Annotated in this window: 21 protein-coding genes; 5 read left to right on the forward strand and 16 right to left on the reverse strand. The window is 37.3% G+C overall.

Going from position 1 to position 24,660, the window contains the following annotated elements:
• Positions 1 to 397: 397 nt before the first annotated feature.
• From OQZ33_RS11180 to lpdA, 8 genes are all read right to left on the reverse strand, one after another.
• A complete protein-coding gene (locus OQZ33_RS11180; protein WP_265799111.1) occupies positions 398 to 1,384 on the reverse strand; it encodes a transglutaminase family protein in 987 nt (328 codons plus the stop codon).
• 43 nt (positions 1,385 to 1,427) lie between these two features.
• The gene (locus tag OQZ33_RS11185; RefSeq protein WP_265799112.1) at positions 1,428 to 2,363 is read right to left on the reverse strand and encodes an alpha-E domain-containing protein; all 936 of its coding nucleotides are present in this window, start codon (positions 2,361 to 2,363) and stop codon (positions 1,428 to 1,430) included.
• A gap of 9 nt (positions 2,364 to 2,372) precedes the next feature.
• The gene (locus OQZ33_RS11190) at positions 2,373 to 3,821 is read right to left on the reverse strand and encodes a circularly permuted type 2 ATP-grasp protein (protein ID WP_265799113.1); all 1,449 of its coding nucleotides are present in this window, start codon (positions 3,819 to 3,821) and stop codon (positions 2,373 to 2,375) included.
• Between the two features lie 456 nt (positions 3,822 to 4,277).
• On the reverse strand, positions 4,278 to 4,805 hold the full coding sequence (locus OQZ33_RS11195) for a ferritin (protein ID WP_056849867.1): 528 nt from the start codon (positions 4,803 to 4,805) through the stop codon (positions 4,278 to 4,280).
• Between the two features lie 437 nt (positions 4,806 to 5,242).
• A complete protein-coding gene (locus OQZ33_RS11200) occupies positions 5,243 to 5,602 on the reverse strand; it encodes a hypothetical protein (RefSeq protein ID WP_265799114.1) in 360 nt (119 codons plus the stop codon).
• A gap of 81 nt (positions 5,603 to 5,683) precedes the next feature.
• Positions 5,684 to 6,241 carry a GNAT family N-acetyltransferase gene (locus tag OQZ33_RS11205; RefSeq protein ID WP_265799115.1) on the reverse strand — a complete coding sequence of 186 codons (558 nt, stop codon included), beginning with the start codon at positions 6,239 to 6,241 and terminating at the stop codon, positions 5,684 to 5,686.
• Positions 6,242 to 7,081, reverse strand: a complete 840-nt coding sequence (locus OQZ33_RS11210) for an MBL fold metallo-hydrolase (protein WP_265799116.1) — start codon at positions 7,079 to 7,081, stop codon at positions 6,242 to 6,244.
• A gap of 128 nt (positions 7,082 to 7,209) precedes the next feature.
• Entirely contained in the window at positions 7,210 to 8,598 is a 1,389-nt protein-coding gene (lpdA, locus tag OQZ33_RS11215) for a dihydrolipoyl dehydrogenase (protein ID WP_265799117.1), read from the reverse strand.
• Between the two features lie 783 nt (positions 8,599 to 9,381).
• Here lpdA and OQZ33_RS11220 point away from each other — a divergent pair.
• Both OQZ33_RS11220 and OQZ33_RS11225 read left to right on the forward strand, forming a co-directional pair.
• Complete coding sequence (locus tag OQZ33_RS11220; RefSeq protein ID WP_265799118.1) at positions 9,382 to 12,774, forward strand: TonB-dependent receptor; 3,393 nt, start codon at positions 9,382 to 9,384, stop codon at positions 12,772 to 12,774.
• Positions 12,775 to 12,911: 137 nt separating this feature from the next.
• Positions 12,912 to 13,190, forward strand: a complete 279-nt coding sequence (locus tag OQZ33_RS11225) for a hypothetical protein (protein WP_265799119.1) — start codon at positions 12,912 to 12,914, stop codon at positions 13,188 to 13,190.
• 65 nt (positions 13,191 to 13,255) lie between these two features.
• Here OQZ33_RS11225 and OQZ33_RS11230 read toward each other — a convergent pair whose 3' ends face one another.
• From OQZ33_RS11230 to OQZ33_RS11255, 6 genes are all read right to left on the reverse strand, one after another.
• Positions 13,256 to 13,798 (reverse strand): OB-fold nucleic acid binding domain-containing protein, encoded by a 543-nt coding sequence (locus OQZ33_RS11230; protein WP_265799120.1) that lies wholly within the window; start codon positions 13,796 to 13,798, stop codon positions 13,256 to 13,258.
• 33 nt (positions 13,799 to 13,831) lie between these two features.
• On the reverse strand, positions 13,832 to 16,387 hold the full coding sequence (locus tag OQZ33_RS11235; protein ID WP_265799121.1) for an error-prone DNA polymerase: 2,556 nt from the start codon (positions 16,385 to 16,387) through the stop codon (positions 13,832 to 13,834).
• Between the two features lie 6 nt (positions 16,388 to 16,393).
• Positions 16,394 to 16,657, reverse strand: coding sequence for a hypothetical protein (locus OQZ33_RS11240; RefSeq protein ID WP_265799122.1), 264 nt, complete (start codon positions 16,655 to 16,657; stop codon positions 16,394 to 16,396).
• A 68-nt stretch (positions 16,658 to 16,725) separates the two neighbouring features.
• Positions 16,726 to 17,574, reverse strand: a complete 849-nt coding sequence (locus OQZ33_RS11245; protein WP_265799123.1) for a Y-family DNA polymerase — start codon at positions 17,572 to 17,574, stop codon at positions 16,726 to 16,728.
• Positions 17,575 to 17,597: 23 nt separating this feature from the next.
• Positions 17,598 to 17,891, reverse strand: a complete 294-nt coding sequence (locus OQZ33_RS11250) for a hypothetical protein (protein ID WP_265799124.1) — start codon at positions 17,889 to 17,891, stop codon at positions 17,598 to 17,600.
• Position 17,892: 1 nt separating this feature from the next.
• Positions 17,893 to 18,630 carry an ImuA family protein gene (locus OQZ33_RS11255; protein ID WP_265799125.1) on the reverse strand — a complete coding sequence of 246 codons (738 nt, stop codon included), beginning with the start codon at positions 18,628 to 18,630 and terminating at the stop codon, positions 17,893 to 17,895.
• A gap of 39 nt (positions 18,631 to 18,669) precedes the next feature.
• Here OQZ33_RS11255 and OQZ33_RS11260 point away from each other — a divergent pair, with 39 nt between their 5' ends.
• Both OQZ33_RS11260 and OQZ33_RS11265 read left to right on the forward strand, forming a co-directional pair.
• Positions 18,670 to 19,341, forward strand: coding sequence for an alpha-ketoglutarate-dependent dioxygenase AlkB family protein (locus OQZ33_RS11260; protein WP_265799126.1), 672 nt, complete (start codon positions 18,670 to 18,672; stop codon positions 19,339 to 19,341).
• On the forward strand, positions 19,338 to 19,787 hold the full coding sequence (locus OQZ33_RS11265; protein WP_265799127.1) for a hypothetical protein: 450 nt from the start codon (positions 19,338 to 19,340) through the stop codon (positions 19,785 to 19,787). Before OQZ33_RS11260 ends, OQZ33_RS11265 begins: the two co-directional genes overlap by 4 nt.
• A 105-nt stretch (positions 19,788 to 19,892) precedes the next feature.
• Here the strand turns inward: OQZ33_RS11265 and OQZ33_RS11270 are convergent, their stop codons facing one another.
• Together OQZ33_RS11270 and OQZ33_RS11275 are read right to left on the reverse strand one after the other, a co-directional pair.
• Positions 19,893 to 21,074 carry an AIR synthase related protein gene (locus OQZ33_RS11270; RefSeq protein WP_265799128.1) on the reverse strand — a complete coding sequence of 394 codons (1,182 nt, stop codon included), beginning with the start codon at positions 21,072 to 21,074 and terminating at the stop codon, positions 19,893 to 19,895.
• 329 nt (positions 21,075 to 21,403) lie between these two features.
• Positions 21,404 to 23,578, reverse strand: a complete 2,175-nt coding sequence (locus OQZ33_RS11275) for a glutamine synthetase III (RefSeq protein ID WP_265799129.1) — start codon at positions 23,576 to 23,578, stop codon at positions 21,404 to 21,406.
• Between the two features lie 203 nt (positions 23,579 to 23,781).
• Here OQZ33_RS11275 and OQZ33_RS11280 point away from each other — a divergent pair, with 203 nt between their 5' ends.
• Positions 23,782 to 24,621 carry an energy transducer TonB gene (locus tag OQZ33_RS11280; protein ID WP_265799130.1) on the forward strand — a complete coding sequence of 280 codons (840 nt, stop codon included), beginning with the start codon at positions 23,782 to 23,784 and terminating at the stop codon, positions 24,619 to 24,621.
• Positions 24,622 to 24,660: the final 39 nt, after the last annotated feature.

Raw genomic sequence — 24,660 nt, forward strand, 5'->3', positions numbered from 1 at the left:
AGTTTCTCCGACCGTAAATGGGCGCCTGCCTTGCAGTGAATCATCAGCTAAAACAGCAATGTAATATTTTATTGTTTCTGGATTTATGGAGCCTAAGCTTAGAGATTTTTTCTTTACAGCCGAAGATGAGAGCAATTCCCAATGCAGCTAAACTTCCTATTTTTAATTGTACTCATATTATTTTTCGATTAATAAAAAAGTCATCGGATGAATATAAGCTGAATTGCAGATATTCATCCAATGACTCATTAATGATGGTGTTTCGATGCAAGCAAATAGGGATTTAACTCATACGAAGTCCTTTGATCAATACGTCAAAACGCAGATTTTAATCAAATGAACAAATTATTTTATGCCGTCGATCCTGCCTTGTCCTTAAATCTTGAAAACCTGATCTCTATTGTTGCTGCTGTTGCTGCATGGCTTCCATATATTGCTGGTAGCTGTTTTGCTTTCTAACGGTAGTCGCTAATCCTGATGGTTTGGTATAATTTACTTCTTTGGGTTGGAAGTAATTCTCATTGTCATTAAAATCTTCATCGTTATAACCTACCGATACATTTACCTCCATAATATGCTCAAAACCACCTTTATAAACGCCTTTTACAGGTGAGCAATCGGCAAAATTTCGGCCAACTGCCAAACGAACATGATTTTCATTGGCGATGCAGTTGTTGGTAGGGTCGAGACCTAGCCACCCATATTCTGGTAAATAGGCTTCTGCCCAGGCATGGGTTGCGCCTTCACCACGCATACCGTCTCTGTTCGGGCAAATGTATCCACTTACATATCGCGATGGGATACCCGTTAACCTTAGCATAGCAGTAAGCACATGTGCAAAATCCTGGCAAACACCGGCCTTTAATTTCAAAATTTCTTCAATGGTGGTATCTACTGCAGTAATTCCTTTAATGTATTCGAAATTGCTGAAGACGTGCGCACAGTATTTAACTGCTGTTTGATATGGCGTATCTTCTGCTACTTTAATGGATAACGCGGTTTCTTTAAGTTGAGTTATTCCCGTAAAAGATTCTTGCCTCAGATAATCAATATAAGGCACTTCGTATCTGATGGCCGCTAAACTATTCCATTGCTCACTGCTGAACATATCATCTTGAGGCAGTGGTTTAGGGAAAGTTTCTACACTAACCTTTGAAAATATTTTCAACTGTGTGTGGGGTTCATTTTGAGTAAAAGTTCCCACCTCGTTTCCATAATAATCTATGAAAATTTCAATCTCGGGACTACCTGAAATATTGAGGTCGTGTTTAACCACCTTCTGGAAATCGTCTTTTATAGGAAACAAAATAATCTGATTAGCGCTATCTCGAACTGGCGACTCGTATTTGTAATTGGTGATATGTTTAATTTTAAAAATTGGCATAGTGATATTGGTTATTATTATCTATCGGGATGATCATTTAATACTATGAATTTGCGAAATAATATTCGTTTAAAAGGTTTCCGATGCCAAAAAGCTCAGCCCGGATTTCAGTTAGATAATCATGCAGCTGCTCTTCTTCCATTGTGTTAACTGAACTATAGGTAATCATACTTTTTAACCGGCCTATTTTAAACGACAAGTTGTTGTAATGTTCAATATTACTTTCGCTTTTCAACCTGTTAAAATACCTTTCGATATTGTGCATCGAGTAAAGCGCCGATCGAGGGAAATCGTTATTTAACATCACCAGTTCGATGATATTTTTAGCATCAAATCCTTGTCTATAGGTTTTCAAATAAAGCTCATAACCACCTAATGATAAAAGTAAATGTTTCCAGTAGGCGATATCGGTTAACAAATCCGGATTGTCGCTAATGGAACTAAATTTAATGTCCAAAATATCAACAGATTGAATACTTCTTTCCAAATGTTTGCCAATTTTCATAAAGCTTCGGCTTTCGCCACGTTCCATAGCGCTATCTGCGGTTCCGTGGTAAAGCATTACCTGCTTAATCAAAATATCCAGCGCTGTAATTGGATCATCTTTCTGTACATACCACAATAACTTTTTGTCTTTTACGGTATGGTAATATTCGTTTAAACATTGCCATAAATCCTTTGGAATGTGCTCTTGTACGCTTCTTGCATTTTCTCTGGCCAGCGTTACAATATTTAAAATCGAGTTGGGATTTTCACGGTTCAACAATAAATATTCAATTACGGCTCTGCTATCGTGCTGGATATTTAACAGTTCGTTTTCATCATCAGCAGAAAAAATCCGGATTACGGGTTTCCAGGTAAATTCCTGGATGGTATCTTGCGATGAGGCATAATTTATTTTTAGCATGCGAAGCATACCATCGCTACGCTCCACATACCTGCTCAACCAATATAAGCTTGATGCTACTCTACTTAACATATTTTTATTCTAAGAAGTTAAAACCCATGTATCTTTACTGCCGCCACCTTGCGAACTATTTACCACCAAAGAGCCTTCTTTCAGGGCCACCCGGGTTAATCCACCGGGAACAATCGAAATTCCATCCGGTCCGTTTAGTGCAAAAGGACGTAAATCGATTCTTCTTGGTGCAAGTTTTCCATTAATAAAGCAGGGTGCAGAAGACAGGCTTATTGTTGGCTGAGCGATGAAATTGCGGGGATCTTTTAATATTTCCAGTTTGTAATCATCTGTTTCCTGTTCCGACGCTGCATGCCCCATTAGCATGCCATAGCCGCCACTGCCATTGGTTTTTTTAATCACCATCGTGTTGATGTTTTGAAAAACATAATCCAATTCATCGCGGTTGCTCAGCTGGTAGGTCGGTACATTTTTTAGTATGGGTTCTTCGTTCAAATAATATTTAATCATATCCGGCACGTAGGTATAAACTGCTTTATCGTCAGCAACGCCATTTCCAACAGCATTTACGATGGCTACATTGCCTTTTCGATAAGCGCCCATTAATCCCGCTACGCCTAGAACACTGTTCGGGTTAAATACCAGCGGGTCGAGGTAATCATCATCTACCCGGCGATAAATTACATCAACTTGTTGCAGACCCGTAGTGGTTTTCATGAAAACTTTCTGGTTTTTAACCACTAAATCCCGGCCTTCTACCAATTCAACACCCATCAATCGGGCTAGGGTAGTGTGTTCGTAGTAAGCAGAATTGTACATGCCCGGGCTTAAAAGCACAATTGTAGGGTTTGATACCGCTCTTGGTGAAAGCGCCATTAGGTTTTTGTAAAGGATGGCTGGGTATTCGGTTACACTTCTTACGCCGCATTGCGGAATCAGATCAGGGAATAATCTCTTCGTTATTTCCCTATTTTCCAGCATATAACTTACCCCAGATGGCGTGCGCAGATTATCTTCGAGTACATAGAAAGTGCCGTCGTGATCCCGGATCAGATCAATGCCAGCAATGTGAATATAAATGTCGTGAAGTACATTCACATTGTGCATCTCTCTTAAAAAGTGTGAGCACGAATAAATTACATTAATAGGCACAATTTGATCCTTGATGATAAATTGATTGCTATACACATCTTTTAAGAAAAGATTCAAAGCCTTTAAACGCTGTTTAATTCCTTTTTCAATAAACGACCATTCACTCGAGGTGATGATACGGGGGATGATATCGAAAGGAAAAATCTTTTCAATTCCTTCACCGCTATCGTAAACGGTGAAAGTAATACCCTGGCTCATGAAGAGTTTTTTTGCCAACTCTTCTTTTTTGTTTAGGTTTTCGAGAGATTCTTTAGAGAAATTATTGATGAAGTTTGAATAGTGATTTCTGTAATTGTCACTATTTAAAAACATTTCATCATAAGTTTGGGGATGATTTAAGTAATTTTTTATAAAATTTTCTATCATTTGACTTAAATATTTTGTTAAAGTATGATTTTGAAAGTAAAAAATGCGTTTTTTGTTATAAAAAAATTGTACTTAAATGTTTTACGGTGTCTTTTTGTGGTATTTTTATCTGTTTTTTCGTAATATTTTTTATTTTTTATGAAATACTTTAATTTATTTATAAATATTACTTGCTTATATGAATAAAGTTTGTACTTTTGTGATGCTCGTTAATTATTATTATATATTTGGTTTAAAAAAAGCGCTGGCAACGGCGCTTTTTTTATAAAACCCTTCAGGCTTATTCATAATCAACATAAAACCAAACAAACTAAACTAAAAGAAGCTTTCAAGTGATCACTTGGGAGCTTTCTTTTTAAGAAGTTTTTAGTTTTGGGAATAATGCACAAAAAAAAAGACCATCTTGATGGTTAATCAAGATAGTCTTTTAAAGATATGTTTTGTTGATTGTTATTCTTAATCTTCCGAATAGGTGATTTTGTTCACATGTTTGTCTATTTCCCATCTTCCAGTTCCTTCTTCACCAATCACTTCGAATAGTTCAAGCGCTCTACGTGCTTTATATTCTTCTTCACGTTGCTCTTTTAAGAACCAGTTCAAGAATTCCATTGTCACGAAATCTTGTTCTTTATGGCATCTGGCCGCTAAATTTTTAAAGCTTTGCGTAATTGCAATTTCTGCCTCAAGTGCATCTTCAAATACTTCTCTAAAACCTGCAAAGTCAGTTTTAATTCCTGTAACTTCCGGAGAGATTGCATTTCCACCCATATCTAAAACGTATTTGAACAATTTTAATTGGTGCATTCTTTCTTCTTCAGATTGTTTTGTGAAATAATCTGCCGAGAAATCGTAGCCTTGTTGGTTACACCAAGACGCCATTGATAAATATAGTGATGAAGAGTGAGCTTCTTTTTTTATTTGCTGATTTAAAAGTGTTTCGATATCCTGAGATATTAAACACTTTATACGCATTAGATCTTTCATAATTTCTGTGCTTTAATAACAATACAAATGTAAAACGAAATTGTTCAATTACACTATTTATTTGCTATATGAAATTAGTCTAAATTGCTGATAATAAGTTATTTGTAATGAGTTTAAATAACGACAATTGTTGGTGTATTATGCTGAATAACGTTTAACGGATACCGATTGGAAGACAGTGAGATAGTACTTTTATTTTGAGCAAAGCCCGATAGCGCAACGAACAAAGTTAAGGATGAAGGAGCAAAAATGAAGGTCGGAATATTAGAGATTGACTAGCTAAGCAAGAATTTGAATAGGTAATTGCTAGGGATAAAGAAGAAAATCAACTACTGTATAATAAATATAAAGCACCAATTGATTAATCAGAAATATACTAAAGACGGTTGATTCAATGAATAAAAAACAAATGAACTACCGGCGATTAAACCAATGATCTAATAAATTAATCTATAAAGACAATCGCTAAGGAGGTGGTTGAGTTTGAACATAGTAAATGCGCCTTGTAATAAATCTTTTAAAGCAACGATTTCCAAGGCACTTAAGAGGTAAATATGCTCGCAACCATTAAAAGTTACCAACTCGAAATCAGCCCGGTGTGTATTTAGTAAAAGCTCTTCGATGTCGATTTGCTCCACTACCTTTTTTAATTTTTGTAGCGAAATACAATTGTATTTGGCAAACTTTCCACCAAAATCAACATAAAAGCAATTTAATTTATCTGATTGATAAACAGAGCCATGTGCATTTGAGAATACGTTAACCAGTTCATTGATATCAATACAAGCTTTTTCCATGTATTGCAAAAATTGGCATTATTTAGATTAAATACAAATAAAAACAAAAATAAATTTTCGAATTGACATCAAGCTGTTCATTTAAATATCGTAGATAAGATGATCGTAATCGCCACCCATAAATTTCTGAGTATTTTGCTTTTTAAAGCCAGACTTTTTATAAAGGTTTTGTGCAATCAGGTTATCTTTTTCTACCAGTAAACCCACCTTCTGATGTCCAAGCGCTGAGGCCCAGTCTATACCAGCCTGGATTAATGCTTTGCCAATTCTTTTGCCCTGTGCTTCTGGAGCAACGCTCAAGGTATCGAAATAAAATTCTCCTGACTGCGTTTCCGGCTCCGGTTCAAAGTTTTTTAAATTGTGCTTCTCTGCCAAATATTCTAGAAAACCTTTTCGCAATGCAGGTAAATCGCCGCCATTGTAGGCATTTAATGAACCAAGAACTTTGTATTCCTCCACATATACTATTGTGTTTTCGTAACTGTATTGAGTGCCGATCTGCTGAAAGAAATGTTTGAATAATTCGAATATCACTACTGAATCACCAGAGTTGGCAAACTTAGTGGCCAGTTCATCCATCGCTAAAACAATTAATGGAACTACCGCATCTGCATCACCTGGTTTTGCTGGCCTAATCATCTAAATTTCACTCAATTTAAATGTTTGATCCACCCGTATCCCTTTTTCAGTTCTTTGTAAAGTACAGCACTCGTTCAAAGGATCATGTTCTAAATAAAGAATGTAGTCGTTATCGACAGCTTCATTTAAAAAGGCCTGTTTTTCGGTTAATGTTTGCAGTGGAAACATATCATAAGCCATTACATAGGGCAGGGGTAAATGACCAACAGATGGTAAAAGATCGGCCATGTAAACGATGGTTTTGCCTTTGTATTTTATTTTCGGCAACATCATCGCATCGGTATGGCCGTAAGCAAAAGAGATATTAATGTTGGGTTGCCATTCGATATTTTCTTTTTCTTCCACAAACTGAAGTTGCCCACATTCTTGAATAGGTAGAATGTTTTCTTTTAAAAATGACGCTTTTTCGCGGGCATTTGGCTCTACAGCCCATTGCCAATGTTTTTCGTTACTCCAATACTGGGCATTTTTGAAAGTAGGGGATAGCTTGTCATTCTCCCGCTTAATAGCCCCGCCAACATGATCAAAGTGCAGATGTGTTAAAAATACATCGGTGATATCATCCAATCCGAAACCCAATTTAGCCAGTGATGTTGTGATTGAATCATCTCCATGCAAATAATAATGACTAAAAAATTTGTCATCCTGTTTCTCGCCAATTCCGGTATCAACCAAGGTGAGTCTATTGCCATCCTCAATTAAAAGGCAGCGCATGGCCCAAGTGCAAAGGTTGTTCGAATCTGCCGGGTTGGTTTTTTGCCAGATTGCTTTCGGAACAACACCGAACATAGCGCCACCATCTAGTTTAAATAGGCCTGTGTTTATAGTATGGAGTTTCATTCGCTAGTATTTAGTAACAAGTATTTGGTATCAAGATGCGAGTTGACTATCAAGTTTTAAAAATACAAAAACCCTTTAGAACTAACTAAAGGGTTTTCGTATTTTCACTAAAGACTAAAGAGTCCGACTTACAAGTGGATAACTTCACCGTAAGCGTCTGCAGCAGCTTCCATAATGGCCTCACTCATGGTTGGGTGAGGATGTACAGATTTTATCATTTCATGACCAGTGGTTTCTAGTTTACGGGCAACCACAATTTCTGCGATCATTTCAGTAACGTTAGCACCAATCATGTGTGCGCCTAATAATTCACCATATTTGGCGTCAAAAATTAATTTTACAAAACCATCTTTTGCACCAGCAGCACTTGCTTTACCTGAAGCTGAGAATGGGAATTTACCAATTTTCAATTCGTATCCAGCTGCTTTCGCTGCTTTTTCAGTATACCCTACTGAAGCGATTTCTGGAGTGCAATAAGTACAACCCGGAATGTTGTTGTAATCCAAGGCTTCTACATGCTGACCAGCAATTTTCTCCACACAAATAATGCCTTCGGCAGATGCAACGTGTGCCAATGCCTGACCACCTACTACATCGCCAATAGCATAATATCCTTTTACAGACGTATTATAGAATTCATCAGTAACGATTTTACCTTTTTCAGTTTTGATTCCAGTTTCTTCTAAACCGATATTTTCGATGTTTGCTACAATACCAGCAGCAGAAAGGACTATATCAGCCTCTATGGTTTGCATGCCTGATGCTGTTTTAACAGAAACTTTACAGCCAGCGCCAGCAGTATCAACTGATTCAACCGAAGCTGAAGTCATTACATCGATACCCACTTTTTTCAAGCTACGCAATAATTGCTTAGATACATCTTCGTCTTCTACCGGAACAACGTTTTCCATAAATTCTACGATAGTTACTTTTGTGCCCATTGTAGCATAGAAATAAGCAAACTCTACACCGATAGCGCCTGAACCTACCACAACCATGCTTTTTGGTAACTCTGGTAAAACCATTGCCTGGCGGTAGCCAATAATTTTTTTACCGTCTTGTTTTAAGTTTGGTAATTCTCTTGAGCGAGCACCAGTTGCGATAATGATATTTTTTGCTGTAAGTTCTTTTTGAGAACCATCTGCACCTTTAACTTCTAATTTATTTCCCGGTTTCACTTTACCGATACCCATCACTACGTCAATTTTATTTTTCTTCATTAAAAATTGAACGCCCTTACTCATGCCATCGGCTACGCCACGGCTACGTTTTACAACTGCTGCGAAATCTGCTGTAGCACCCGCTGTAGTAATTCCGTAATCTGCAGCATGGTTAATATATTCGAAAACCTGAGCGCTTTTTAATAATGCTTTTGTTGGGATACAACCCCAGTTTAAACAAATACCACCTAATGATTCACGCTCTACAATGGCAACTTTCATTCCTAATTGTGAAGCTCTGATTGCAGCTACGTAGCCACCTGGGCCGCTGCCTAAAACAATAACGTCGTAATTCATCTGTTTTTTTAGTTTATTTTTTATCTGTCAGATGGAACTTACCATAATTAAAACATTACTTAGTAGTGTTTTTGCGATTTAATTATGAACGGTTCATATCTAAACAAGACTTCTTTTAAGTTATTTTATTGTTGGTAATCTCCAGGTTAGGAGAAGGCTCTTTGAAAACAGATTTCCCTCGCTTTAATAAATAATATCAGCATTACAGTTAAAAAAACTTTTGTTTCTTATAATCCCCAAAACTAAAAAAAAAATGTTAATTGGCACTGATGAATATGAGATCTCGTGTCAAAATTCTGAATTTGACATATTACTTTCACAACCTGTTTAAATTATCGTTAAAACAGATTTATAAAATGCTAAAATCATAGTGTAAAAATGAGCTTTTGAAGATTGAGTAATAAATCCACTGTCCGAATATTTTTTTAGGACAATTTAATCGCTTCATTCAGTATTAGTCAACAATTTGTAAGATTTAGAAGGTCAAAGGTATAAATGTTTATAGACTTTTGTTGTGAAATTCAACAATAGGCCTTTTTTTGATTCGATAATGGCAAGATTATATGTGATTCTTTAAGGAAAATTCAATGTTGCTTGCAAACGATTGACAAAGTGAAAGTTAAGCGACTTATTAATGATGTTAATTGTTGAAAAGTTTTGGAATGCTTAACGATAATTTAACATTGGATGTTAAAATGTGTTAAATATTATTAAGTACATTTGCGCCAATAAAATCACCCCCGATTATTATTCAACAAACAAAAAACATTTAAAAAACAAAGTATGAACAAATCTTTACTTTTAAGATTAGTACTCGTTATTGTTGCAGTTGTAGGTATTACTTTCGGTGCTAGTGCACAGGTTACCACATCATCAATGACAGGAACAATTAAGGATGCCAAAGGCGCCTTACCTGGTGCAAGTGTAAAAGCTACACATACGCCAACCGGAACAGTTTACTCTGTTTCTACCAACAACGATGGCCGTTTTACAATTGGTGGAATGCGTGTAGGCGGTCCTTATACTGTAGAAATAAGTTTTGTGGGTTACAGACCAGAAAAAGTTAATGACATTTATTTGAAAATAGGTGAACCTTTCGTTATTAACCCAACATTGGTTGATAACAGTGCAACCTTAGCTGAGGTGAAAGTTGTTGGACAAAGTTCGAATAGCGTTCTTAATTCGAATAGAAATGGTACTTCAACAGTTATCAATAAGGCTCAAATACAGTCGTTACCTACCATTACTCGTAGTGTAAATGATTTGACGCGTTTAACACCGCAGGCAAATGGTACTTCTATTGGTGGTGGTAATTATCGTTCTAATAATTTCACGGTGGACGGTGCCAACTTCAACAACCAATTTGGAATCGGAGGGAATATTCCTGCAGGTGGTTCTCCAATCTCAATTGATGCGTTAGAGCAAATCTCTATCAATGTAACACCTTATGATGCTCGTCAGACAGGATTTACGGGAGGATCAGTTAGTGCTGTAACCCGTTCAGGTACTAATACATTTTCAGGTAATGCTTTTTACACCATGAGAGGTGATGATCAGCAAGGAAAAAGAATTGGTGATACTTACAGAATTCCTGAAAGATCAATTCAGAAACTTGATGAGAAAAATTATGGTTTCAGTTTGGGTGGACCAATTGTAAAGGACAAGTTGTTTTTCTTCGTAAACTACGAAAAGAAAAATACAACCTCTCCGGGTACCCAACGTATTGCATCAAGCGAAGCAAACCCTTATATAGTAGCCAATCCAAATGTGGTGCAGGCTAGCGAAAGTTTTTTAAATGATGTAAGTTCATATTTATTTAATACTTACGGTTATTCAACAGGGCCTTATCAAGGTTATTCAAATCAGAGCGATAATGAAAAGATGTTTGCTCGTTTAGATTGGAACATTAATAAAAATCATCGTTTTAGCGTTCGTTATAATCAAGTAGAGAGCAAAACTCCTGCCTCTGCAAGTACTTCTACAGGTGGATCACCTATTGGAACGGTAACTGGTTATGCATATGTAAATCAGAGATCAGGTACTAACAGAAACGCTGGTTTACCTTTCTTTAACTCTAATTACTATCAGGCTGCTAACTTATATTCTGGCGTTGCAGAGCTAAATTCAAATTTCGGTAGTAAGGTTACTAATGTTTTAAGAGCTACTTATTCCCATCAAAATGATCCTCGTACTACAGACGGTAATGCTTTCCCTTTAGTGGATATTTTGGATGGAAATCCTACAAGTTCTGCAAACTTAGGAAGTGTATTGACTACATTCGGTTATGAGCCATTTTCATACGGGAATTTGAGAGATGTTAAGGGTTATACTTACAGTGATGACTTGAGTATTGCTCTAGGAAAACATAATATTACTTTAGGTTTACAAGCTGAATTTAGTACAACTAAAAATGGTTTCCAACGTTTTGGTACCGGTTTCTATACTTTCAGATCATGGAATGATTTCATTACTAATCAAAGGCCGGCGCAGTATACTGTTACTTATCCTTTGACAGCTGATGGTTCTCAAGCTTATCCGAGTTTTAAATTTGCTCAGTACTCAGCTTATTTGCAAGATGAGTTTACAATTACAGACCGCTTAAAGGTGACTGCTGGAGTTCGTGTTGAACAAGCATCGTATCCAGATGTTACTGAAGTTAGAACTCATCCATTAGTCGCAGGTTTGAGTTTTGGTGGTCAAAGAGTTGATACAGGTGTTTTACCTGAAAACAAACTTTCTTTCTCTCCGCGTTTTGGCTTTAACTGGGATGTTTTGGGTGATCGTTCGTTCCAAGTTCGTGGTGGGTCTGGTATTTTCACTGGTCGTATTCCTTTTGTATGGATCGTTTCTCAATCAGGTGATGCTGGTTTAATCCAGTATACTCAGAGTTATGTTGGTAATGCTGCTCCATATTTTAATCCTTCAATAGCTCCTCAGTTGTCTACAGCTGCACCTGCTGCTGGAAGTTCAATTCCTTCTGCTGGCATCAGTGTAATGGCTCCCGATCTTAAATTTCCTCAAACTTGGAAATCTAGTTTAGCATTTGATTTTAGATTACCAGGTGGTGTTGTAGCTACTTTAGAAGGAATTTATGGTCGTGATTTAAATGTAGCCTTCGCTAAAAACTTAAACTTGGTTAATCCAGGAATTCAAGTCTCAGGTTACGGGGATACAAGGTTATTTTATCCTGCAAGTAATTCTGATAAATATTATAACCCTATCAACGCTGCAGGTTTGCCTGTAGCTCAAGGAACTCCAACAGGAGGAGTTAACGGAACTGTAACAGGTTTTAATGCAATTCAAATGAGTAATGTTAAAGGTGGCTATAATTGGATGGCAACTGCTCAATTAACCAAACAGTTTTCTAATGGTTTAACAGCTATGATTGCTTATACCCGTTCTGATCAACGTAATTTTGGAGATCAAAGTGGTGACCAATTAGCTAACCTTTGGTCATTACCTCAAACTTCTGTGAATCCAAACACACCTACATTAAGTTATTCAAGTAACTTAAACCCTGATCGTATTGTTGCGAATATTTCTTACAGAAAAGCATATTTTGGTAACTTAGCAACTTCATTCTCATTGTTCTATGAAGGAAGTCAACAAGGAAGATTCTCATATACTTATAATGGAGATTTTAATCGTGATGGCGTTTCAGGTAACGATCTGATTTATATTCCGAACGTAGGAGAATATACAGCAGCATCATTTGTTGCAGTACCTGCTAACACTACTGGTTATGCTAGGGCATATAGTGCTCAAGAGCAAGCTGATTTATTCGAAGCTTATATTGCTCAAGATAAATATTTAAGCAAAAATAGAGGTAAATTTGCAGAGCGTAATGGTGGTACATCTCCTTGGAGAAATCAGTTCGATTTTAGATTGACACAAGAGGTTTTCAAGGATTTTGGAAAAACAAAAAATTCATTCCAATTTACTGTTGATATCTTCAATGTTGGTAATTTATTAAACCGCAAATGGGGTAATCAAAACTTCGTAAATAACGCTGCTATTCTTGTTCCTCAAAATGTTTCAGCTATTAATGCGCTAACAAAACCTACTTTTAGAGTTGCTAATGCCTCAAATGATGTGGTTAGAGAAACTTTTGGTACAACTCAAACCATCTTATCTACTTACTACATGCAATTCGGTGTTCGTTATAACTTCAACTAATACTTAATTTAGGTAATAATTTATAAGCCCCGACTGAAAAGTGGGGGCTTTATTTTTTAAAGATTTTTAAAAAGTCAAAACCTTTTCTACCCAATAGAATTGTATATACATATACTGTAAAAATAAAATACAACGATATGAGCAGTTCAAAACAAACCCATGACCACGATACCATTAAAAAGTGGGTAGAAAAACATGATGGCGTACCTGCAGTAGTTGCAGATACAACTGATGGAAAAGGCGGAGGACTTTTAAGAATTCATTTCCCTAAAAATAGTAAGAGTAGTGATTTGAAAGAAACCGACTGGGATAATTTCTTTAAAGTATTTGATGATAACAAGCTCGACTTTCTTTATCAGGAAAAGAAGGCTGATGGAGAAGAAAGTACTTTCCATAAGTTTGTAGAAAGAGAATAAACGTAAGTAAAAGCCTCTATCATCCAATAGAGGTTTTTTATGACTTAAATTTTGAGCGTTTATTCTTATCTAAAATTACGGGCTTGCGGAATGGAAATTTCCTGGTCTGTTTTGCGTACCTGAGTTCTTTTATTTTCGACAGGGAAAGGAGCCGTTTTTTCATCAGAACGGGAAAGTGTTAACAAAGATGAATGATCATTCTCTTCCTTGCTTAATTTTCTTAATAGCGGAGTAAGATCGAAGCAACGTTTTACAATAACATGGATTACTTCGCCTTCTCTTTGTAGTTTTCCCTCTACCATGAGTAACCTGGCCTGCAAAATTTCTTTTCTATATTTTATAAATAAGCTTTCAAAAACAACCAGGTTTGAAAATCCTGATTCATCTTCTATAATAATAAAACAAACTCCACCAGCTGTTCCAGGTCTTTGCCTCACCAATACGAGTCCGGCTACCTTTAATGTTGTTCCATCCTTAATTTCTGCTAAATCTTTATTGGCTGATACCCTCAACAAATTCAATTGCTCCCGTACAAAGCTTACCGGATGTGCTTTTAATGAAAGTGAAGTAGAAGCATAATCTTGAATCACATGTTCGGAGGTAGACATGAGCGGGAGGGACGTTTGTTTTTCTAGCTGACTTTATGCTGTCTGATCTTTAAAGAGTGCAATTGGTCTATCGGCCAGGGCAGAAACTTCCCATAAAGCCTGGCGCCGATCAAAACCTAAAGAACGAAAAGCATCAGCGTCTGCCAAACGTTCCATTGTGGCTAATGATACACCCACATCCAATAGTTCATGAATATTCTGATAATGCTTTATCCGATACGTGGTTAGCGCTTCAATATCTTCTGTTCTAATGCCTTTAATTTGTCTGAAACCTAAACGCAAAGCGTGATATTTCCCAACCAGTTCTTCCAAGGTATTATCGAAATAAGAGTAGTTGATATCAATCGGGCGAACCTCAACATTGTGCTTTCGGGCATCGATTACTATTTGCGCTGGCTGATAAAATCCCATGGGCATACTATTTAATAAAGCCGCTGCAAATACATCGGGGTAATAGCATTTTAACCAGCAGGAAACATACACCAGGAGCGCAAAACTTGCAGCATGACTTTCTGGAAATCCATAACTTCCAAAACCCTCCAGTTGCTTAAAAATTCGTTTTGCAAATTCTTCATCGTAACCTTTAGCTACCATTCCAGAGATTAATTTTTTCTCGAACTGCGTAACCATACCTTTCAGTTTAAAGGTTGCCATGCTTCTACGCAATTCATCGGCTTCAGTAGGTGTAAAACCGGCAGCTACGATGGCAATTTTCATCGCCTGCTCCTGAAAAAGTGGAACTCCCAAAGTTTTATTTAAAATTTCTTCCAGTTCTTTTGAAGGATATTTTATCACTTCTTCTTTATTTCTTCTGCGCAAATAAGGATGAACCATGTCGCCCTGAATAGGGCCAGGACGTACAATTGCCACTTCAATTACCAAATCGTAAAAGCATTCTGGTTTCAATCCGGGTAACATAGATTGTTGGGCCCGGCTTTCTATCTGAAATACGCCAATGGTATCTGCATGGCTAATCATTTTATATACTTCCGGATCATCGTATTCATTAATTTTAGCCATAGAAAGATCGAGATTGTAGTGTTGTTTTGCTAAATCGAAACCTTTTCTAATGCAGGTTAACATACCTAAAGCCAAAATATCTATTTTTAAAAAACCCAGTGTATCAATATCATCCTTGTTCCATTCAATATTGGTTCGATCAGCCATGCGGGCATTCAATATCGGGCAAAGATCGGTCAGCTTACCCTGCGTAATTACAAAGCCGCCTGTATGTTGCCCCAGCTGACGAGGGAAGCCCATCAATTGTGCGGTAAGTGAAAGTACTTTTCTTAATAGTGGATCATTAGGATTAAGCCCTTGCTCTGTTAATCTGTTCCCCTCAAACCATTCATCGGTAAATTCCCAAATGGATGCCGATAGCCTGTTAATGGTATCAACATATAAGCCCATCACTTTGCCAACATCTCTAATGGCTCCTTTTTGTCGCTGTTGGGTAACGGTTGCAACAATCGCGGCCCGATCTCTGCCATATTTATTATAGATGTATTGAATCACTTCCTCACGGCGTTCATGCTCAAAATCTACATCTATATCGGGTGGCTCATTCCTGGCTGAAGAAACGAAACGTTCAAAAAGCAAATCAAATTTTGTTGGGTCTACCGAGGTTATGCCCAGGCAATAACAAATGGTAGAATTTGCAGCAGAACCGCGACCCTGGCAAAGAATTTTTTGCCTTCGGGCGAAACTCACAATGTCATAGACGGTAAGAAAATAAGAAGCATATTCCATTTCCTTTACAAATTTCAGTTCATAGTTAATGTTGTCTACAATTTTTTGCGGCAAATTTTCACCGAAAATTTCATGTGCACCTTTCCACGCTAAATGGGTTAATTCTTCAAAAGGAGAGCGCGCTCCGTTGGTTATCTCCTCCGGATATACGTATTTGAGGCTATCTAAACTAAACTGACATGTTTGCGCAATATGTACGGCATTTTGAAGCGCTTGTGGATATTGCCGGTAAAGCCTTAACATCTCTTCTGGAGTTTTAAGATGGCGTTCTGCATTTTTAAACAAATGAAAACCGGCGGCATGAATGGTGCATTTCTCACGAACACAAGTTAGCACATCCTGCAGCTCGCGTCTTTCTGGCGTATGGTAATACACATCGTTGGTTGCCACTAAAGGAATCCTCAATTGATTAGCAAGCGATGTTAAACGAAACATCCGCTTTTGATCTTCGCCCTGATAATTCCTGGAAATAGCTAAATAAAGCTGATCATTAAGGTTGTGTTTATATTCTGCCAAAGAATTTTGGAAATCGGTTTCAAAATCAAAATTTGCAGATAAAGTATCAGGAGGAATGGCGACAAATAAAATGCCGGATGAATGTTGTGGGTACGCAAGCAAACTTGGGCCATCCTGTAGGTTCAATCGGCAAGCCGGAATAATATTGATTTCATATTTTCTAGCGGCGGCATGTGCTCTAACTATACCGGCCAGGGTATTATGGTCGGTAATGGCAATTTTAGAATAGCCCATTTTTGCGGCTTCTTCAACCAATTCCTCAGGATGTGAAGCACCTTTTAAAAAGCTAAAATTGCTGGTGATTTGAAGTTCTGCATATTCCATAACTATTTAAGCAAAAAAAACATGAATAAACCAACGCGAATTCTGAGCGGAATAATGACCGGCCCTAAATAGCCAATAACGGCAACCCTGATCATCTTCTACAATATAATAATCGCGGTGCTCTCCGCTTTCAAGCCACCAAGAACGCTCTATCCGCTCTGGTCCATCTGCTTTTTTAATGGGATGACGTTTCCCTTTGTAAATAAATAACAAAGGAGGATAATCTGGAATTGGTGCAGTAACCTGGATATGTTCTGGTTGATGCAGCAATTGGATTGGTCTTCCTAATGGATTATGCCAGGGTAAATCATTGTTTTCAGTAAGAGAATCTGCTTTTTTTATAGCACGTTCCGGCCAATAATTGGCTTCAGAATAAAGCGGCGAATAGCTTTCGGTCCCACTTTTCCGGCTACACGATCGAGTAAAGCAGAAAGTGATGGATTTTGGAGTCCGGATTTAGTAAGCCATAATTTTTCCTGTGGCAGTTCAACAGGTTCAGTTTTACTTGCTGATAAGGTAAAAAGTTCTACGCCTAAACCTGGCGCTAGTTTGTCAATATTTAAAGCTAACAGCTTAAATAAATGATCAGCTTCGTTGCTGCTTTGATGGGTTCCGATTGCTGTACGGATAATTTTTCCATCTATACGGAAACCTTTTAATTCTGCCTTGCGTAAACCGAGTCCATCGTTTTTTAATCGGGTACACATTTGTTCCAGTAGCTTTTTAATGGCTATTTCTATTGCGGTAGCAGTTCTTATGGGTTCAAGGCAAGGCAATCTTTCTTCATATTCAGGGATAATTATTACAGGATCAAAAACTTCAGGTAAATCACCAATGGCCTGGCCAATGCGATTTAATATATTTTCTCCAAATCGGCGACGCAACACACTTCGCGGCATTTGAATAAATTGCGCTATTTTTTGCAGGCCAAGTTTATTCAAACGCTCTATGGTAGGTTGCTCCAGCCGGAGGGATGCCGCTGGCAGTGGCAATAAAGCATAATATTGTTTCCTGGCGGGAACGATGTTTTCCTGGCTCGAAAAACGAGAAACTGCCCAGCTAGTTCCAATGGTATCGGCAATGGCCAATTTGGTAGTGTATCCAATTTCAAGCATGCGATTACTGATCTGGGCAAGATAATGCGCTTCATTGTTCCATAAATGCGCACATCCGGTAATATCAAGCACAATTCCATCTGGAGCATCAATGGCTACCCAATGCGTAAACCTGATGAACCACTCTGCCAGTCCTTTAAAAGTTTGATATTCCGGTCAGGTTTATCATCAAAAACCTCAATCTCATGTACCAGTGCCCGGGCATCAGCCAAAGGCATGCCCACTTGTATGCCCTGTCTTGCTGCTAAAGCGTTACCGGCGGTAATTATAACGCGACCGTGTACCGGCGCCGTAAAAACGAAAGCGCATTTTTTTAGCTCCGGACGGAGGATACAAAGCCAGTCCGTTAGTAAAAACGGAAACCATATACTTGCAAAACGCTTTTCCATACTAACTTGCCTGAAGTTTTTTAAGAGGTTGAAGAACTTTTTGAACCTGGTTGAGGTGTTGAAATGTAGTACCGTTCCAGGCCACCTCAAAACTTGCAGGCTGTGCATTTCTAACTTTAAGTAAATTTACCGACCAGGAAGGATGACCTACGCCAGGCATGCCATCGGGCAACAAACTGGGTAAATGCTTAATTTGCCATCGGGCCAAACAAGTGGTGTTGTTAACCTGCTGTGGGTTATTTCGTAAAATAAAAGCAGGTACTTTGCTTTTTTCAATTACCAATTGTAGCCGGCGAGATTGGCTAAAACTAAGCTCAGAAATTTCTGCGACCACAGCGCTTAAGTTTTCACATTTTAAGGCTTCTTCTAAAACCCATAATATTTCTTTTTGATGATTGAGATCGATAAAAATAATCTGATCTGGTTTTAATGCAAAACGCTGCATGGCTGAGGGGAAAAGATTTCTGGAACTGCTAATCCAGATTGATGGACTACCGGTTTCCATTAATGCAGAAAGTAATGCGTTTATAAAGCCAACACTTGCCGCTGTATCTTCGGTTTCAATGGCAATAAATTCATGAATGCCCTCCAATGGAAAATTTTTATTCGGAAATGCATTTGCAAACAAACTCAATTTAGGTAAACTATTTTCTTGAATGCTTAATACGCTATAGCCCTGCAAACCTAAAATTTGTTTCTTTAAATCTTCAATTAAGTGCCGTTTAGATTCCTTTACCATAATCAACCTCCTGTTTTGAATTTAGTAAAGGCAAATATAATGCTAAAAATATTAGTAATTTATAAAAAGTTTTGCACCTTTGTAGGCGTTATGGAACAGTTAAGTTTTTTTGCTGAAGCAGGACAATCCATTGGCTTGCCATCGGATATTCTAACCTATAAAAACAACTTTATTGGGAAAACGGAAAGCGATTCACTTTTAATTCATTTAATAGAGAATACACCATGGATACAAAAAGTAGTGCGGTATTACGATAAAGAGATTACTACGCCAAGGTTATCTGCCTGGTATGGGGATGCAGAGCAGTTGGATTATACAGCATTAGGTAAATCGATTCCTTTGTGTTGGACTGATGAACTATTGCAGCTAAAATCTATGGTGGAACCTGCTGCCGGCATCACCTTTAATTCGGTATTGCTTAATTATTATAGAGATGGGCAGGATTCTGTAACCTGGCACAGTGATAATGAAACCGTAATGGGCTCTCATCCTGTGATTGCATCTTTGTCTTTTGGACAGGTTAGGTCTTTTGATATTCGCCTAAAAGCAAACCACTCAGAAAAATATTCTATTAAATTAGAACATGGCTCATTGCTTTTGATGAAAGGTGATTTACAGCAAAAGTGGGATCATCGGATTGCGAAATCTAAACTATATATGAAACCCAGAATTAACCTCACCTTTAGAAATATTATTAACCCTTCATTATGATTAAGCTTCATTATATTCATGAAGACCCAACTGAAAGTTTAGGTTTCTGTGCCTATCTCTTGCTACAGGAAGAAAACCAGCAATCATTTATAATTTTAAATGATGATGAAATATTGGGTCAGATAGAATTGATTAACGGATATTGGCGAAACCTGAGCGACCAAAAACTTGATGAACAATTTGTACAATCAATCGGCAAATTTTTAAAAGGACAACAGTTTCTAAAATTACCCAAACTGATTAAAGATCGTTGGCCAATGTGGGTAGAAGAGGTTATTGTTCAATCAGAATCTATGTATCTTATTGTTGCTAAACCCAATATCGAATTTCATTCTTTTGAAAAGATTTTCCGTGATTTTATTCCTCAACTTGTTAAAGACGAATGGTTGATTTGTTTTAAAGTTTACGATGCAAAATTTGAGGCTGGATTTGAATTGGAAGTTTAATTTAAATCTTGATAAAAATTATAATTTATCAATGGCTGTAAAATTACAATTTTAAAGAAAACAAAAATGACGCTTGATTTTTCAAGCGCCATGGTTAGCTATTTCTTAATTATAGATAAAAGTTCCTTTTTCACTTTCGATGGTAACCTGTTTTTGGTTACCTTTTTCAACGCGACCAATAATTTGCGCATCAATGTTAAAGCTTTTTGAAATCTCTATAATATCTCTTGCAATTTCTTGTGGAACATATAATTCCATGCGATGACCCATATTAAAAACTTTATACATCTCTTTCCAATCTGTACCAGATTGTTCTTGGATGAGTTTAAATAGGGGTGGAATAGGAAATAAATTGTCCTTAATCACATGGATATCATCGTTGATAAAATGGAGTACTTTTGTTTGAGCACCACCACTGCAATGAACAATTCCATTAATTTGTTTGCGGTATTGTGATAATATTTTCTTAATCACCGGTGAGTAAGTTCGTGTAGGAGATAAAACGAGTTTGCCAACAGTAGTTTTACCGAAACCTTCAATTTCAATCTCATCAGTTAGCTGCTTTTGACCTGAAAAAACCAAATCAAAAGGTACAGCAGGATCGAAACTTTCAGGATATTTATTGGCAACAGATTTCTCAAAAACATCGTGACGAGCAGAGGTTAATCCGTTAGAACCCATTCCTCCATTGTATTCTGTTTCGTAGGTTGCTTGTCCGTAAGAAGCTAAAGCTACAATTACATCACCCGGTTTAATGTTATCATTACTGATTACATCTTCACGTTTCATGCGGCAGGTTACCGTAGAATCTACGATAATCGTTCTTACTAAATCGCCAACATCGGCAGTTTCGCCGCCTGTAGAATAAATAGAAATTCCTTGTTCCCTTAAATCAGCCAGAATTTCCTCTGTACCGTTAATTACAGCAGCAATTACTTCTCCAGGTATTAAGTTTTTATTTCGTCCGATGGTAGATGATAAGAGGATCTGATCAGTGGCGCCCACGCAAATCAAATCATCAATATTCATGATGATTGCATCTTGGGCAATGCCTTTCCAGATGGACATATCTCCTGTTTCTTTCCAATAAACATAAGCCAGAGATGATTTTGTTCCGGCACCATCGGCATGCATGATATTACAAAAATCTTCATCGCCACTTAAAACGTCAGGAATGATTTTGCAGAATGCTTTCGGGAAAATTCCTTTGTCGATATTTTTGATGGCATTATGCACATCTTCTTTTGAGGCAGAAACGCCACGTTGATTGTACCTGTTATCACTCATGTTGGCGCAAAGATAAGGGAAAAAGTCGGGAGTCAGAAGTCGGGAGTCAGAAGTTTTTGGTGGTTAAAATTTTAGTTTTGTTCGTTTATATTAACTAACTATAAACGGCCGTCATCCTGAACTTGTTTCAGGAACTTGATAGCACGAACAAGCGTTGGGCATAAGACATGAAAGATGCTGAATCAAGTTCATCAATACGTGGGGCTAAACAAAACGCCAATGTTAAAGAGAACGATCATAAAATCCTTAAATCCAAAAAATCATGATCAAAAAAAAGGGCGTAAAGTTTACACCTTACGCCCTATACCTTAAACCTTCCGGCTTAAAATCTATTTCATGAATAACAATTCTCTGAATTTTGGTAAAGGCCAAACGCTATCGTCAACAATTTGCTCTAATTTATCAGCATGGTAACGGATAGTATCGAAGTAAGATTTAACTTTCTCATCGTAAGCAATTGCTTTCTCACGAGTGTCTTCAATTTTGTTGGTTACTTTACGTTCTTCTAACATCGCGTCGATATTGGTTTTAACGATGTCTAAATGCTCAGAAAGTTTTTTAACGATGTCAAGAGAAGATTTGCTTTCTACACCAAGTTCTTTTAACCCTTTTACATTCTCGATTAAAGAATTTTGGTAAGCAATTGCAGCAGGAATGATGGCAGTATTTGCCACTTCGCCCATTACACGAGCTTCAATTTGTAGTTTTTTGTAGAAATTCTCTAACATGATTTCATGACGGGCATGGATTTCACGTTTGCTATAAATTCCTGTACTTTCAAATAAACTTGCAGATTTCTCAGTTAAATAAGCATCTAAAGCTTTCGGTGTAGTTTTGATGTTTGATAAACCACGTGTTGCAGCTTCATCTTCCCACTCCTGGCTGTAGCCATTACCTTCAAAACGAATTGATTTGGATTCTTTGATGTATTTTTTGATTACCGTTAATAAAGCGATGTCTTTTTTATCGCCTTTTTTGATCAATTTATCAACTTCAGCTTTGAATTTAACCAATTGCTCAGCCATAATTGCGTTTAAGATCGTCATTGGAGCCGAAGAGTTAGCTGAAGAACCAACTGCTCTTAACTCGAATTTGTTACCTGTAAATGCAAAAGGTGAAGTACGGTTACGGTCGGTATTATCCAACAAAATTTGTGGAATTTTAGGGATACCTAACCAAAGTGCGTTATCTTCTTTAATTTTTTTGCTGATGCGTGAGTGCTCAATTTCATCTAAAACATCGTTTAATTGAGAACCTAAGAAGATTGAGATAATTGCTGGCGGCGCTTCGTTAGCACCTAAACGGTGATCATTACTTACTGAAGCAATACTCGCACGTAATAAATCTGCATGTTCGCTTACTGCTTTAATCGTGTTTACGAAGAAAGTTAAAAACATTAAGTTGTTTTTAGGCGTTTTGCCTGGAGCCAATAAGTTTTTACCAGTATCAGTAATTAACGACCAGTTGTTGTGTTTACCTGAACCGTTGATGCCAGCGTATGGTTTTTCGTGTAATAAAACACGGAAATGGTGACGACGAGCAACTTTTTCCATCAAATCCATCAATAATTGATTGTGATCGATGGCCAGGTTTATTTCTTCATAAATAGGAGCACATTCGAATTGAGAAGGTGCAACCTCATTGTGACGGGTTTTTAAAGGAATACCTAATTTTAGGGCTTCATTTTCGAAATCGACCATGTAGGTGAAAACACGCTCAGGAATTGATCCGAAATAATGATCTTCTAACTGTTGGCCTTTAGCAGACATGTGTCCGAATAAAGCACGACCAGTTAACAATAAATCCGGGCGGGCATTAAACAATGATTCATCAACCAGGAAATATTCTTGCTCAATACCTAAAGATGCATTTACTTTAGTGATGCTTTTATCAAAATACTGGCAAACATCAACAGCGGCTTTATCAAGTGCAGCTAATGCTTTTAATAATGGAGCTTTATAATCTAAAGCCTCACCAGTGTAGGATACGAAAACGGTAGGAATACAAAGTGTTTTACCTGCTTTGCTTTCCATAATGAATGCTGGAGATGATGGATCCCATGCAGTGTAACCACGAGCTTCGAAAGTATTACGGATACCCCCGTTAGGGAAACTTGATGCATCCGGTTCTTGTTGAACCAAAGCACTTCCAGCAAATTTTTCTATAGCACCTTCGCCACTTGGCTCAAAAAATGAATCGTGTTTTTCAGCAGTTGTACCTGTTAATGGTTGGAACCAGTGAGTGTAATGCGTTGCTCCAGCAGCCATAGCCCATGCTTTCATTGCATTTGCGATCTGGTTAGCATCGTCAGAATTAATTAATTCACCTTGATTAATAGATGAGATTAATTTTTCATACACGTCCTTAGATAAGAAATCTCTCATTTTTTTCTTATCAAATACATTAGCGCCAAAAAAATCAGAAATTTTTGCAGATGGTGATTTTACTTCTGGCGAAATTCTGTTTTGAGCCTCTTTTAATGCGATGGTTCTTAAGCTTTTCATTAATTTGTTATGTTTTTTGTCAAAAATAGTATATTTTATTGTTTTTTATAAAACAATCGTAAGTTTTAGAGCAATTTTATTGAAAATGAAATAAAAAAATGTTTTTCAAATGGAATTTTTCATTATTCGTAAAGAAAGTGGAATTTTCAGTTGGTTTATGGAATTGTGAAATTTGCTACATCATGCTATAAAAATCAATAGCTATGTTCAACTCCTCAATCAATGTGTACAAAACCGAGTGGCTCGATCTTGTATTCGCAAACCGAAACAAAACTTATGGTGCTTATGAGTTAAGGTCTAAATCGTCAAAAATCATGACCCGGGCATTATTGCTATCCGTAAGTCTTTTTTTATTGCTTGCCTTTGCTCCTTTAGTGTATAGCAAAATATTTCCAACGGTGGTAGAAGTTATTGTCCCTCCAAAAGTTATTGATTTAAGTGATGTGATTCATGAGATGAAGAAGCCAGAGCCAGAAAAAAAAGTGGAGCCGGCGAAATCAGAGCCAGTGAAAGTAAAAACAGTTAAAATGACTTCGAATATTGTGGTGGTTGATAAAACTGAAATTAAAGATCCACCAACTATTAAAGAGATTCAAAATGCTGTAGTGAGCAATGTAACTCAGGATGGTGAAATCAAACCGAATTTAACCCTGGTAACTCCTTCTTTAAATGGTAATGGCAGCGGATTAGAAAAAGAGGTTGCTGGAGCTGGAGAGGATAAAGAGATTTATACAGGAGGTGGGGTAGATGAATATCCAGAATTTGCCGGCGGCATGAAAGCTTTTACCAAATACATGGAGCGTAACCTACGCTATCCTTCACAAGCGCAAGAGGATGGTATTCAAGGTAAGGTGTTTTTAAGTTTCGTGGTAGAGAAGGATGGTTCGATCACTGATGTGAAGGTACTTAGAGGCATCGGTTTTGGCTGCGATGAAGAGGCAATGAAAGTAATCAAGAAATCACCCTTGTGGAAACCCGGAAAAAATAAAGGCATTCCAGTTAGGGTGAGATATAACATGCCGATTAATTTTAATTTAATGTAAGGCAGTGGGATCAGTTAATATTTAGCGCTCAAAATAGGA

Origin of the sequence: Pedobacter sp. MC2016-05 (assembly GCF_026239735.1) — a bacterium.
Classification (GTDB): Bacteria; Bacteroidota; Bacteroidia; order Sphingobacteriales; family Sphingobacteriaceae; genus Pedobacter.